Source organism: Amycolatopsis nivea, assembly GCF_004522235.1.
Lineage (GTDB): Bacteria > Actinomycetota > Actinomycetes > Mycobacteriales > Pseudonocardiaceae > Amycolatopsis > Amycolatopsis nivea.
In genome coordinates, this window is sequence record NZ_SDLT01000042.1 from 79,191 (window position 1) to 91,875 (window position 12,685).

General features: G+C 71.6%; 12 protein-coding genes. 10 read left to right on the plus strand and 2 right to left on the minus strand.

The window, feature by feature from the left end:
- Positions 1–30: 30 nt before the first annotated feature.
- Both EIZ44_RS36305 and EIZ44_RS36310 read left to right on the plus strand, forming a co-directional pair.
- Positions 31–861 carry a DUF4349 domain-containing protein gene (locus tag EIZ44_RS36305; RefSeq protein ID WP_134733639.1) on the plus strand — a complete coding sequence of 277 codons (831 nt, stop codon included), beginning with the start codon at positions 31–33 and terminating at the stop codon, positions 859–861.
- Positions 862–1,282: 421 nt separating this feature from the next.
- Entirely contained in the window at positions 1,283–2,032 is a 750-nt protein-coding gene (locus tag EIZ44_RS36310) for a phosphoglyceromutase (RefSeq protein ID WP_134733641.1), read from the plus strand.
- Between the two features lie 97 nt (positions 2,033–2,129).
- Here the strand turns inward: EIZ44_RS36310 and EIZ44_RS36315 are convergent, their stop codons facing one another.
- Both EIZ44_RS36315 and EIZ44_RS36320 read right to left on the minus strand, forming a co-directional pair.
- Positions 2,130–3,035, minus strand: coding sequence for a hypothetical protein (locus EIZ44_RS36315; protein WP_240691514.1), 906 nt, complete (start codon positions 3,033–3,035; stop codon positions 2,130–2,132).
- Positions 3,032–3,658 carry a response regulator transcription factor gene (locus tag EIZ44_RS36320; protein ID WP_134733643.1) on the minus strand — a complete coding sequence of 209 codons (627 nt, stop codon included), beginning with the start codon at positions 3,656–3,658 and terminating at the stop codon, positions 3,032–3,034. Before EIZ44_RS36320 ends, EIZ44_RS36315 begins: the two co-directional genes overlap by 4 nt.
- 75 nt (positions 3,659–3,733) lie before the next feature.
- Between EIZ44_RS36320 and EIZ44_RS36325 the strand changes: the two genes are divergently transcribed.
- From EIZ44_RS36325 to proC, 8 genes are all read left to right on the plus strand, one after another.
- Complete coding sequence (locus tag EIZ44_RS36325) at positions 3,734–4,621, plus strand: oxidoreductase (protein ID WP_037818822.1); 888 nt, start codon at positions 3,734–3,736, stop codon at positions 4,619–4,621.
- A gap of 150 nt (positions 4,622–4,771) precedes the next feature.
- Positions 4,772–6,010, plus strand: coding sequence for a sensor histidine kinase (locus EIZ44_RS36330; RefSeq protein ID WP_134733645.1), 1,239 nt, complete (start codon positions 4,772–4,774; stop codon positions 6,008–6,010).
- Entirely contained in the window at positions 6,007–6,696 is a 690-nt protein-coding gene (locus tag EIZ44_RS36335) for a response regulator (protein ID WP_009071942.1), read from the plus strand. Before EIZ44_RS36330 ends, EIZ44_RS36335 begins: the two co-directional genes overlap by 4 nt.
- Before the next feature lie 211 nt (positions 6,697–6,907).
- Entirely contained in the window at positions 6,908–7,891 is a 984-nt protein-coding gene (locus EIZ44_RS36340) for a Ppx/GppA family phosphatase (RefSeq protein ID WP_037818825.1), read from the plus strand.
- A gap of 148 nt (positions 7,892–8,039) precedes the next feature.
- Entirely contained in the window at positions 8,040–9,746 is a 1,707-nt protein-coding gene (locus tag EIZ44_RS36345) for an Rv0497 family membrane protein (protein ID WP_205673410.1), read from the plus strand.
- A 34-nt stretch (positions 9,747–9,780) separates the two neighbouring features.
- Complete coding sequence (locus EIZ44_RS36350) at positions 9,781–10,584, plus strand: sugar phosphate isomerase/epimerase family protein (RefSeq protein WP_037818826.1); 804 nt, start codon at positions 9,781–9,783, stop codon at positions 10,582–10,584.
- A 161-nt stretch (positions 10,585–10,745) separates the two neighbouring features.
- Positions 10,746–11,576: a thioesterase family protein gene (locus EIZ44_RS36355; RefSeq protein WP_134733647.1), complete on the plus strand. Its 831-nt coding sequence runs from the start codon at positions 10,746–10,748 to the stop codon at positions 11,574–11,576.
- Between the two features lie 24 nt (positions 11,577–11,600).
- On the plus strand, positions 11,601–12,413 hold the full coding sequence (gene proC, locus EIZ44_RS36360; RefSeq protein ID WP_134733649.1) for a pyrroline-5-carboxylate reductase: 813 nt from the start codon (positions 11,601–11,603) through the stop codon (positions 12,411–12,413).
- The last annotated feature ends 272 nt before the right edge of the window (positions 12,414–12,685 follow it).

Below are 12,685 nucleotides of genomic sequence, written 5' to 3' on the forward strand. Positions count from 1 at the left end.
CTCACCGCCAACGACTGGAGGGAGACGGGAATGCGGACTCGATGGAGATACGTGCTCGCGGGAGCCGCGGTGCTGCTGCTGGCCGGATGCAGCGGCGGCACCAGCGCGGATTCGGCGAGGTCGGCTGTCGCGCCCGCGCAGCGGCAAGAGCAGGGGGCGGCACCGAAGCAGGGCAACGCGCAGGCGTCGGTGCCCGAGCCCGGCGCGACTGATCGCAAGCTGGCGCGCAGCGCACGGCTGGAACTGACCACCCCGAAGACCGACGAGGTCGTGTCCCGCGCCAAGGCGATCGCGACCGGCGCGGGCGGCTACGCCGGGCAGGAGAGCGCGACGGACGATTCCGCGTCGCTGACCTTGGCCGTGCCCGCGGAGAAACTCGACGGCGTGCTGGAGCAACTGGGCGGGCTCGGCCAGGTGAAGCGGCGGGAAATCAGCGCACAGGACGTGACCTCGCAGGTGGTCGACGTGGACGCGCGGCTGGCGACCCAGCGGGCGAGCGTCGAGCGGATCCGCGCGCTGCTGGCGAAGGCGCAGTCGGTGTCCGAGATCGCGTCCGTCGAGAGCGAGCTGACCAGCAGGCAGGCCACGCTGGAGTCGCTGGAGCGGCAGCAGGCGTCGCTGGCCGGGAAGGTCGCGATGGCGACCGTGTCGCTGTCAGTGAGGAAGCAGGCAGCCGCGGCGGCGGAGGAGACGGGCGGCTTCCTCGCCGGGCTGTCCGGGGGATGGGACGCGTTCGTCGTCTTCTGCAGCGGGCTCGTGCGCGTGCTCGGAGTTTTGCTGCCGTTCTTGATCGCGTTCGGGATCCCGGCGGGCGCGGTGTTCTGGTGGCTGCGGCGGCGGAAGGCCAGGCCCGCGGAGTGAGGGGCTGGCGGAACGGCTCGAGGGAGGGGGGAGTCGCGATCTCGAGCCGTCCCGCTGCAGGTCCCGCCTTGCTGGACCCGGTGACGAGGGGGATGCCAACGGGGCCGGCGGGCCGCGGCTCGGCAGGGGGGAGACGAGCCGCGGTCACTGCCCGTGATCAGCCGGGAGTGCGTGGAATCCGGCTGAGCGGGACATGCCCAACCTGTCAGATGTCGACCAGTAATCACAAGACTACTGGTTACTCCGTTCGAGTGAACTTTGCTGACGGGGATAACAGTGTGCAGCGTCTTGCACTCTTTGGCCTGCTTGTCGGCAACCCGGCTGCGCGTCGGGTGAAGGTGTTACTCCCGGGTAACGCACTCTGGGTAGAGGGGTGGACGCACTACTGGCGGCGCGGACCCGTTCTGGCAGGCTGATGGCCATGGCCGAACTTGGGACCCTGGTGCTGCTGCGGCACGGGCAGAGCACGTGGAACGCGGAAAACCTGTTCACCGGCTGGGTGGACGTGCCCCTTTCGGAGACCGGCGAGCGCGAAGCGCGCCAGGGCGGGCAGCTGCTCGCCGAGGCGGGGCTGCTGCCGGACGTGGTGCACACGTCGCTGCTGCGCCGGGCGATCAGCACGGCGAACATCGCCCTCGACGCCGCCGACCGGCACTGGATCCCGGTCAAGCGCGACTGGCGGCTCAACGAGCGGCACTACGGCGCGCTGCAGGGCAAGAACAAGAAGCAGACGCTGGACGAGTTCGGCGAGGAGCAGTTCATGCTCTGGCGCCGGTCGTACGACACGCCGCCGCCCGCCATCGACCCGAAGGACGAGTTCAGCCAGTCCGGCGACGCGCGGTACGCCGACCTCGGCGACCAGGCCCCGCTGACGGAATGCCTGAAGGACGTCGTGGCCCGGCTGCTGCCGTACTGGGAGTCGGCGATCGTTCCCGACCTCAATGCAGGCCGCACCGTGCTGGTGGCCGCGCACGGCAACTCGCTGCGCGCGCTGGTCAAGCACCTCGACGGGATCTCCGACGACGCCATCGCCGCGCTGAACATCCCGACCGGCATCCCGCTGCGCTACGACCTGACCGCGGACCTCAAGCCGGTCAAGGCGGGCGGCGAGTACCTGGACCCGGAGGCGGCGAAGGAAGCCGCCGCCGCGGTCGCGAACCAGGGGCGCTGAGCCCTTCCGCTGCTGGCCTGCTCGTGAGCGGCGTTGCCGGTGAGAACCGGACTTGCCGCTCACGAGCACGGCGGCGGGGGCCGCTTCTAGCCGCCGCTCACGAGCCCTCGCCGGATAACGCCCGGATCCCGGACACCTTCCACTCGGTGCCCTGCCGGACGAGGTCGAGGTGGACCGGCAGCCGGTTTTCTCCGGGGTTCTGGCCGCCGCTCGTCGTCACCAACGCCGACAGCACCGCCGACGCCTTGGTGCCGTCCTGGCTGAGTTCGGTCAGCGCGGCGGTCGAATCCGCGCCGAAGGCCGCCTTCTTCCCGGTCTTGCGGATGCTGTCCACGGTTTCCTGGCGGCTCTGCCGGAACTGCGACAGCAGCGGGTCGGCGGCCACCTTTTCCCATTTCGCGTAGCTGCCGTCGATGTCCTTCGGGTCGATGGTCATCAGGATCCCGCCATCCCGGACGGCCGCGTCGACAGCGGCGTCCCGGGTCGTCGCGAGGCTGTCTGCGGGGCTGGGCGCGGCGGTGAGCTTTCCGCGCGGGTCGAAGTTCAAATCTTGCAGCTGCCAGTGCCCGTTCGCCTTGCCCGCGGTGACCAGGATGAGCGCGACGCCCTGATTTTTGGCTCCGTCCGGGCGTTTGCTGTGCTGCGCGGCCACCACCAGCATCCGCGCGTGGTCCGGGGTCAGCTCGGCCAGACCGGTTTCGAGCACCTGCGTCTGCGTGGTGACCGGCTCGGTGCGGACCTCGGCGAAGGTCTTGTCGAACTGCGCGCGGGCCCCGCCGGTCAGATATTCCTGCTCGGTTTTCGCGACCTCGTCCGGCTTCGTGGAGTCGTAGCTGAACGCCGTCTCCATGGCCTTTTTGACGCCGGACACCGCGTCGCTGGTCGCCTTGGCGTCCACATAGGCCACATTCGGCGGTGCGGGAGCGGGCGCGGGCGACGCGGGTTGCTGGGAGGCGGAGCATCCGGCGGTGAGCAAGGCCGCGGCGAGAACGGCGCGCCTCACAGCAGGCCCGCCTCCCTCGCGAGAGCGCCTGCTTGGAACCGCGACGTCGCACCCAGGACATCCATCAATTCGGCCACCCGCCGACGGTACGTCCGCAGCCCGACGCCCATCGCCCGGGCCGCCTTCTCGTCGGTGGAACCGGAAGACAGCAGGTCCAGCAGCTGCGGCGTGTACTGCCGCAGCTCGGCGAACCGCGTTTCGTACGCCTCCATCGCGGTCGACGAGCGCCAGGCGGCCTCGAACAGCGACGAGATGCCCCGCACCAGATCCGGGGCGGTCACGACGTTGTAGCCGGGGCCGGCGGCGAGGATCGCGACGCGGCCGTCGAGCAGGATCGTCTCGTTGATCTCGTGGTCGCTGATCCGGACTTCCGCGCCGAGCCGCTGCAGCATCCGCAGGTGCTCGGCTCCCGCCGGGTCGAGCATGACTCGCGACAGGTAGACCTTGCGAACCCGCAGCTTCCGCTCTTTCGGCAGCTCCTGGGCGAATTTCTGCATCGCGGACCAGGTGTGCAGGTCGTTCGCGGCGCAGGCGAACTCGTCGGCTCCGGCGAGCAGGTGTCCGGCGCGCTCGACCAGTTCTCGCTCGTCGCGGATGCTCGCGACTTCCTCGGCTCGGGGCACGTCGTCCAGTGTTCCCGCGTTGGCAGCTTGCTGCCAAACCCGCCGCGGCGGCCGGCCGCGAAGCACGCTGGAGACATGACCGAAACGACACTTCCCGCCGCCGCCGCGGGCACCTGGCAGCTCGGCTCCCGCACCGTCAACCGGCTCGGCTTCGGTTCGATGCGGCTCGGCGGTTCGCTCGACCCGAACGCACCGGTCGACGCCGACCGCGCGATTTCGGTGCTGCGCCGGGCCGTGGAACTGGGCGTGAACCACATCGACACCGCGGCGTTCTACTTCGGAGCCACCTGGTCGGCCAACGCGTTGATCAAGGCCGCGCTCGCCCCGTACGGCGACGACCTCGTGCTGACCACCAAGGTCGGCCCGTCGCGCGACGAAACCGGCCAGTTCCGGCCGTTCGCCCGCCCCGACGAACTGCGCGGCCAGGTCGAGCAGAACCTGCGCGAACTCGGCCGCGAGCGCATCGACGTCGTCAACCTGCGCATCGGCACCGGCCTCGACCGCGGCACCGGTTCGCTCGCCGAGCACTTCGGCGCGCTGGCCGAACTGCGCGCCGAGGGACTGATCGGCGAGCTGGGGATTTCCAACGTCAGCGCCGAACACCTCGCCGAGGCGCAGGCGATCGCGCCGGTGGTGTGCGTGCAGAACCAGTACGGCCTGTCCGCCCGCCGCGAGGACGACGAACTGCTGCGGCTGTGCGGCGAACAGGGCGTGGCGTTCGTGCCGTTCTTCGCGGTCGCGAGCGGACAGTCCGACGCGGGCGAGCGGGTGGCCGAGGTCGCGCGGCGGCACGACGCGACGGACGCTCAGGTGCGGCTGGCGTGGACGCTCGCGCAGGGCCCGCACGTGCTGGCGATCCCCGGTACGGGTGACCCGGCACACCTGGAGCAGAACGTCGCCGCGGCGGCGCTCGAACTCACCGACGAGGACCTCAAAACCCTCGAGGACCATTCAGCACGCTGAACACCGAGCGCGTCGATTTGGCCGGAAGGTCTCGATCGGGTGAACAGGGTCTGACCCCGAGGCGAATATGTACCCCTCAGGTGTCACTCGCCTCACGACAGGGCTTCCAGGACTAGGCCGGAAGGCTACCGGGATGCTTACGATTCCCCCGTGACCACGCCTGTTGTCCTGCTGACGGCCATCGGCGCTCTTGTCGTCGGCGCGGTCGCCGGTTTCCTCGCGGCCAGGGTGCGAGCCCGGCGCGAGGCGGCCCGGCCCCTCGGCCCGACCGTCGCCGAGCTCCTGATGAGGCTGATCCGCTCGTCCAACAACGGCGTCATCGTGCTCAACCGGTTCGGCGACCTCGTGCTGCACAACCCGCGGGCGTACGAACTCGGCCTGGTCCGCGTCAACCAGGCCGATCCGCGGGCGCGCAAGGCCGCCGAGCAGGTGGTCGAGACCGACGAGCCGATGGAGGTCGACCTCTCGCCGCTGGAGAGCCGCGGCCGCCGCCAGCCGGAGGCGGTGCTCGGCGAGGTCCGGCCGCTCGGCGACGGGTTCACCGTCGTCGAGGCCGTCGACCACTCCGAGGCGATCCGGCTGGAGGCGGTCCGCCGCGACTTCGTCGCGAACGTCAGCCACGAGCTCAAGACCCCGGTCGGCGCGATCGCGCTGCTCACCGAGGCCGTGCTGGACGCCGCCGAGGACGTCGAGGAGGTCCGCCGCTTCGGCGGCAAGATCCTGCGCGAGTCCACCCGGCTCGGCCAGCTCGTCACCGAACTCATCGCGCTGTCCCGCCTCCAGGGCGCCGAACGGCTGCCGGACCTCAACGTGGTCGAGGTCGACGCCGTCGTGCGCGAGGCGCTCGGGCGCACCACGCTGTCCGCGGAATCCGCCGACATCACCATCACCACCGACACCCCGAGCGGCCTGCTCATCGAGGGCGACCGGACGCTGCTGGTCACCGCGCTGTCGAACCTGCTGGAGAACGCCGTCGCGTACTCGTCGGCGGGCAGCCCGGTGTCGATCTCGCGCCGGCTCGCTGACGGCATGGTCGAGATCGCGGTGACCGACCGCGGCATCGGCATCGCCGAGGACGAGCAGCAGCGCGTGTTCGAACGCTTCTACCGGGCGGACAAAGCCCGTTCGCGCGCCACCGGCGGCACCGGCCTCGGACTGGCGATCGTGAAACACGTCGCGGCCAACCACGGCGGTTCGGTCGGCCTGTGGAGCCGTCCCGGCACCGGGTCGACGTTCACCCTGCGCATCCCCGCGCACGTGCGCACCGAACCCGCCGACACCGCACGCAAGGCCGCGCCCGCGCGGCCGGACAAGACCCCCGAGCGGACACCCCGGCTCGTGGCAACCGGGCAGGAAGTCTCCAGCCCAGACCATGGAGGAAACCTGTGACGAGGGTTCTCATAGTCGAGGACGAAGAGTCCTTCGCCGACCCGCTCGCCTTCCTGCTGCGCAAGGAGGGTTTCACCGCGGCGGTCGCGGTGACCGGCCAGCAGGCGCTGGAAGAGTTCGACCGCAACGGCGCGGACATCGTGCTGCTCGACCTGATGCTGCCCGGGATGAGCGGCACCGACGTGTGCAAGCAGCTGCGGCAGCGCTCCGCGGTGCCGGTGATCATGGTGACCGCGCGCGACAGCGAGATCGACAAGGTCGTCGGGCTGGAACTCGGCGCCGACGACTACGTGACCAAGCCGTACTCCGCGCGCGAGCTGATCGCGCGGGTGCGCGCGGTGCTGCGCCGCGGCGGCGAGCCGGGCAGCGACGGCGAACTCGCGCCGCTGGTGCTGTCGGCCGGGCCGGTGCGGATGGACGTCGAACGGCACGTGGTGACCGTGGACGGCGGCGAGGTTTCGTTGCCGCTCAAGGAGTTCGACCTGCTGGAGTACCTGCTGCGCAACGTCGGCCGGGTGCTCACCCGCGGCCAGTTGATCGACCGGGTGTGGGGCGCGGACTACGTCGGCGACACCAAGACGCTCGACGTCCACGTGAAGCGGCTCCGCTCGAAGATCGAGCCGGACCCGGGTTCGCCGCGGCACCTGGTGACCGTGCGCGGGCTCGGCTACAAGTTCGAGACCTGAGCGGTCTCCCGGCGGAATGCGGGGTCCGCCGGGACAACCGGTCCGTGAAGGGCTCCTTGCGGGAATCTGATTCCTTCAAGGAGTCCTTCACGGCTTTTGTCCGGGTTTCTGCGCACACCGTGCCGGATCGCGCACGCTGAGTCGATGTTGATCCGAGTGGAGTTGGTTACAGTTTCGAGACCTGGCGCTGGGACCGGTACGCTGAATCCTCGTGCGCCTAGGGGTACTCGACGTCGGTTCCAATACCGTCCACTTGCTCGTGGTCGACGCCCACCGTGGCGCCCACCCGACCCCGATGCACTCCGAGAAGACGATGCTGCGGCTGGCCGAACAGCTCACCGGCTCCGGCGAATTGAGCCGTCCCGGCGAGGACGGCCTGGTCCGGGCGGTCGAATCGGCCAAGGCCGCGGCCGCGCGGCTCGGCTGCGAGGACGTGCTGGCGTTCGCGACGTCCGCGGTGCGCGAGGCGAAGAACTCGGCGAAGGTGCTGGCCAGGGTAGGTGCCGAGACCGGCGTCAACCTGCGCGTGCTGTCCGGCGAGGACGAGGCGCGGCTCACCTTCCTGGCGGTGCGCCGGTGGTACGGCTGGTCGGCCGGGAAACTGCTGGTGCTGGACATCGGCGGCGGGTCGTTCGAGGTCGCGATGGGCCGCGACGAGGAACCCGAACTCGCCGAGTCGCTTCCGCTGGGAGCCGGGCGCACCACCCGCACCCGCTTCCGCAACGACCCGCCCACCCGGTCCGAGGTCGTCGCGACGTCGGCCTGGCTCGAGGACCAGCTCGCCGGGCTCGCGAAAAAGGTCGCCGGCCAGGGCCTTCCGGACCGGGTCGTGGCGACGTCCAAGACGTTCCGCTCGCTCGCCCGGCTGACCGGGGCGGCCCCCTCGGCGGCGGGCCCCCGCGTGCGCCGTACGCTCACCGACACTGCCCTTCGCCAGCTCATCGCCTTCATTTCGCGGATGACCGCCGCGGATCTGGCCCAGCTGGAAGGCGTCAGCGGGAGCCGGTCGCACCAGCTCGTGGCGGGCGCGCTGGTGGCGCAGGCCGCGATGCGGGCGCTCTCTCTCACGGAGTTGGAGATTTGTCCCTGGGCGCTGCGAGAGGGTGTCATCCTGCGGCGGTTGGACCACGCCAATGGGTCGGACGAAACTGGAACCGCGATCTCCGGCGTTTCGGCGAGCGGGGAGGACCGGTGACAGCAGCGGACTGGACTTGGCCGACGAAGACCAGGCACGGTGAAGAGGTGACGGACATGCACTGCACGGTGTCGATTGCGCGCGGCTCCGGAGGCGGGTGTGCCCGAGTGACCACAACCAACCCCGAGCGCGCTTTGGACAGCACGGTATGACGGACCAGACCGGCGGCGACCAGCCCCAGAAGACCGTGGCCGAACTGCTCGCCCAGCACGGGCAGCAGGTCGACGGCGGACGGCGACGCAGGCGCAGGGCGGCCGATGACGAGGACGAGGCCGCCCCGCGGCGCTCGGGCCTCACCGACACCGGACCGCAGGCGATCATCGACCGGGTGGCGTCCGAGGGCGGCACCCCGCCGCCTCCTTCGCGTCCCCCGGGCGGCCGCCGCCGTCCGGACGCGGCCCCGCGGCCCGGTCCGCAGGAATCGGGCCAGTACCCGCGTCCCGGGCAGCAGCCTTCGGGCCAGTACCCCGCGCCGCAGGACGCCGGGCCGCCGCCGATGAACGGCCAGCCGTCGGGGCAGTACCCGGCTCCGAACGGCCAGCAGGACTCCGCGTACGTGCGTCCGCCTGCTCCGCCGCAGGAGTCCGGGCAGTACCCGCGACCTGCCAACGGCCAGCAGGACTCGGCCTACGTGCGCCCGCCCGCGCCGCCGCAGGAGTCGGGCCAGTTCGCCCGTCCCGCGCCGGGTCCGCAGGGCACCGGCTACCTGCGTCCCGCCGCACCGCAGGACTCCGGTTACGTGCGTCCGCCCGCTCCGCCGCAGGAATCCGGGCAGATGCCGGTGCCGCCGCGCGGCCGTCCGCCGCGTCCGCAGGCCGCCGACGAGGAGACTCGCGGCGCGGTGCCGCCGGTCCGCCGTCGGCCGGCGCCGCAGGCACCGCCGCCTCCGCCGCAGGACGGTGGCTTGGCTGCCCGGCTCGACGGTCTCGACGGCGACGCCCCGGAACCGCCCGCGCCGCCGATGGCGAGCGGTGCGTTCCCCGCGCCTGGCGCCCCGCCGGCCCCGAACCGGCCGAGGCGGGCTCCGGCCCGTCGTCCGGCTCCGAAGCAGGAGCCGCACACCGAGCAGTTCGACGCGATCGACGGCCCGCCCGCTGACGGCGTCGCCGAAGACGCGCCCCCAGCGGGTCTCGCCGGCTGGCGCCAGCGTCGGCAGGCGGAACAGCTGGAGGACACCGAGGTCGGCATGATGCCGGCCGTTCCGCCCGCTGGTGCGGAGCCGGAACCGGCCGAGGAGTACGCCGAGGACGACTACGTCGACGACGGCTACGAGGACGAGTACCCGCCCGCCGCCGCGGACTACGACGCGGGCCCGCCGACCGCGGGCTACCCGGCCCCGATGCCGTTCGCCCCGGGCGCCAAGGACCCGGTCGACGACGACCTGGCCGAGTACGAGCGCGAGTTCGCCGAGCCGTCCGGTTACCCCGACGGCCAGCCGGACTTCGAGGGCGACGACGGCTACGGGTACGAGCACGCCGAGGGCTACGAGCACGCCGACGGTTACGCCGAAGGCGACGAGTACGACGACTACCCCGAGGAAGCCGTCGCCGAGGACGCTCCGGAGGCCGAAGCCGAGCCGGAACCCGAGGTGTCCGCGGGCAAGCAGTGGCTGACGCTGGCCGGGCAGCTCGCGCTGGGCGTCGTCGGCGGTGCCGCCGTGTGGCTGGGCTTCAACTGGCTGTGGGTCAACCTCGCGCCCGCCGCGCTCGTGGGCGCGCTGCTGGTGATCGTCGCGCTGGTCTGGATCGTGCGGAAGATCCGCCGTGCCGAGGACCTGCAGACGACCCTGCTGGCGATTCTCGTCGGGTTGGTGGTGACGGTGTCGCCCGCGGCGCTGTTGCTGGTGGCCAAGTAGTCCGCCGCAAAGGACGCTGGGGCAGGATGGGCGCGTGAGTGAGAGCGCGCCCGTCCCTGTGGGTCTGAGCACCGCCTCGGTGTGGCCGCTGCGCGCGGGCGCGGCGTTCGAGCTGGCCGCCGATCTCGGCTACGACGGCGTCGAGGTCATGGTCTGGGCTGATCCGATCAGCCAGGACGTCTCGGCGATCCGGCGCTGGTCGCGGCGCACCGGGATGCCGGTGCTGTCGGTGCATTCGCCGTCGCTGCTGATCACGCAGCGGATCTGGTCGCCGGATCCGGAGGTGCGCCTGCGCCGCTCCGTGGACGCCGCGCTGGAACTCGGTGCGCGCACGGTCGTGGTGCATCCGCCATTCCGCTGGCAGCGGCGGTACGGCGACGCGTTCGGCGATCTCGTGGACGAACTGGAGGACGCCAGCGGCGTGGACGTCGCGGTGGAGAACATGTTCAAGGTCCGTCCGCCCGGCGGGTCGCGTGATGCGCGCGTGTCGGCGTTCCGGCCGTCGATCGATCCCACAGACGTCGGATTCCGGCACTACACCTTGGATCTGTCGCATTCGGCCGCGGCGCGGATGGACGCGCTCGCGCTCGCGGACCGGATGGGGGCGGGGTTGAGCCACGTCCATTTGGCGGACGGGACCGGGATTCCGAAGGACGAGCACCTGATTCCGGGGCATGGCGGGCAGCCGTGTGCGGAGTTGCTGGAGAAGCTGGTCAGTGACGGGTTCGCCGGCCAGGTGGTGCTGGAGGTCAACACCCGGCATGCCACGGGGGCGGCGGCGCGGGCGCGGGCGTTGGCCGAGGCGCTGTTGTTCGCCCGGTTGCATCTGGGGCAATGATCCCTGGGTGATCTTGCTCGGCTGTCCGGGCGGTCCCTGCCCTGCTCGGCTCGCAAAGGCGGCCGGGCACCGTAAAGTGCGGGCGTGACCTCGTTGCCATCGCCGTCTCCAGATTTCGCCGGACCCGGTTCCACGCGCCGTATCGCCGTGGCCGGTCGTCCGTGAGCGCGGCCGACGACACCGCGACCGCCTTCGACGGGGCCACCTCAGTGCGGTCGCTCGGGGACGGCACGTTCACCGCGACGTTGCGGTCGGAATGGTCGATCGGGGTCCATCCGCACGGCGGGTTCCTGGTGGCGTTGCTGGCGAAAACCGCCGCCGCCGCGTTGCACGAGCGCGGGGACGCGACTGTCGATCCGCTCGCGGTGAGCACCGAATTCCTGCACGCGCCCGCGCTCGGCCCGGTGCTGCTGCGCGCGGACGTGCGCAAGGTCGGCCGCCGGGTTTCGGTGGTCGCGGTGTCGCTCGAACAGCGCGGCCGGGCCTGCGTCGAGGCGAGGGTCACGGTCGGCCGGTTGCCGATGCGCCGTTCCGAATGGACGGACCTGCCGCAGATGCCCGCCGAACCGCCGTCGAACGCGCCGCAGCTCGGCAAGGACACTCCGGAAGGCCCGTTCCACCTGTCCGCCGCCTGCGACGTCCGCCTGGACGCGGCGACCGCGGGATTCCTCACCGGACGCACCGGCGACCCGCCCCGGCTGCGGATGTGGGCGCGTCCGCGCGTGGGCCAGCCCGACGTGTACTTCTCGCTGCTGGCGGGCGATCTCAACCCGCCGGTGGTGGCGAACCTCGGCAGGCACGGCTGGGCCCCGACGGTCCAGCTGACCTCGCTGCTGCGCACCCGCCCGGCCCCTGGCTGGCTGCGGATCCTCGTCGAATCGCGCTCGGTGCACGAGCCGTGGTTCGACTCGGACGCGACCGTCGTGGACTCCCAAGGCCGCCTCGTCGCGCAGGTGCGGCAGCTGGCGCTCGCCCCGGCACCGGGCACCTGAGCCGCGTTTGGCACGCTGAAGCACATGAGTGTGATCGCGGTGCTGGGTGCGGGAAAGATCGGCGAAGCCCTGCTGTCGGGCCTGCTCAACGGCGGCCACGAGCCAGGCGACCTGCTCTTCACCGAGCGGTACGAGGAGCGGGCGCGCGAGCTGGAAACGCGCTACCCGGGCATGAAGGCGGCGACCGTCGCGGACGCGGCGCGGCGCGCGGACATCCTCGTGGTCGCGGTGAAGCCGCAGGACATCGAGCCGGTGCTGGACGAGCTGGCCCCGCTGCTCGGTCCGGCGTCGCTGGTGGTGTCGCTGTGCGCAGGGCTGCCGACCGCGCTGTACGAACGCCGGCTCGCTGAGGGCGTGCCGGTGGTCCGCGTGATGCCGAACACCCCGATGCTGGTCGGCGAGGCGATGAGTGCGATCTCACCCGGCCAGCACGCGACGCCCGCGCACGTCGCGACGGTCAAGGAACTGCTGTCGCACGTCGGCCAGGTCGTCGAGGTCCCGGAGCGGCAGCAGGACGCGGTCACCGCACTGTCCGGATCCGGCCCGGCGTACTTCTTCTACCTGGTCGAGGCCATGATCGACGCGGGCATCCTGCTCGGCCTGCCGCGCGCGCTGGCCGGACAGCTGATCATCCAGTCGGCGGTCGGCGCGGCGAAGATGCTGGCCGAGGGCCAGGACCACCCGGTACTGCTGCGCGAGGCGGTGACGTCCCCCGCCGGGACCACCATCAACGCGATCCGCGAACTGGAGAAGCACGGCGTGCGCGCGGCATTGCTCGACGCGATCGAGGCAGCCCGCGACCGGTCGGAGGAGCTGGGGCGCGCCCACGAGAACTGATCGTCCGCCTCCGGTCGGACCGCCCCAATGCCACATTGGGGTTTCTCAGTGGCGCGGCGGGTGGCGTTGGTGCGGCGAGGCGCAGCGTCGACGGGGCTGCGTTGCTTCTCCGCTCCGGTTGACGACCTCCGCACCAACCGACCGCGCTCCTCGACCGAGGGCAGCGTCACGTGCCGCGCTCGCGGAGGGTTGCGTCCCGCTGGCGGCGGGTGGGTGCGCGGGGGCGAGGGTCGTGAAGGGCTCCTTGAGGGAATCAGATTCCCTCAAGGAGC

What these genes read in the sequence shown, in the direction of transcription:
- EIZ44_RS36305 (WP_134733639.1), top strand. Translation starts at nt 31, where the DNA reads ATGCGGACTCGATGGAGATACGTGCTCGCGGGAGCCGCGGTGCTGCTG.
- EIZ44_RS36310 (WP_134733641.1), top strand. Translation starts at nt 1,283, where the DNA reads ATGGCCGAACTTGGGACCCTGGTGCTGCTGCGGCACGGGCAGAGCACG.
- EIZ44_RS36325 (WP_037818822.1), top strand. Translation starts at nt 3,734, where the DNA reads ATGACCGAAACGACACTTCCCGCCGCCGCCGCGGGCACCTGGCAGCTC.
- EIZ44_RS36345 (WP_205673410.1), top strand. Translation starts at nt 8,040, where the DNA reads ATGACGGACCAGACCGGCGGCGACCAGCCCCAGAAGACCGTGGCCGAA.
- proC (WP_134733649.1), top strand. Translation starts at nt 11,601, where the DNA reads ATGAGTGTGATCGCGGTGCTGGGTGCGGGAAAGATCGGCGAAGCCCTG.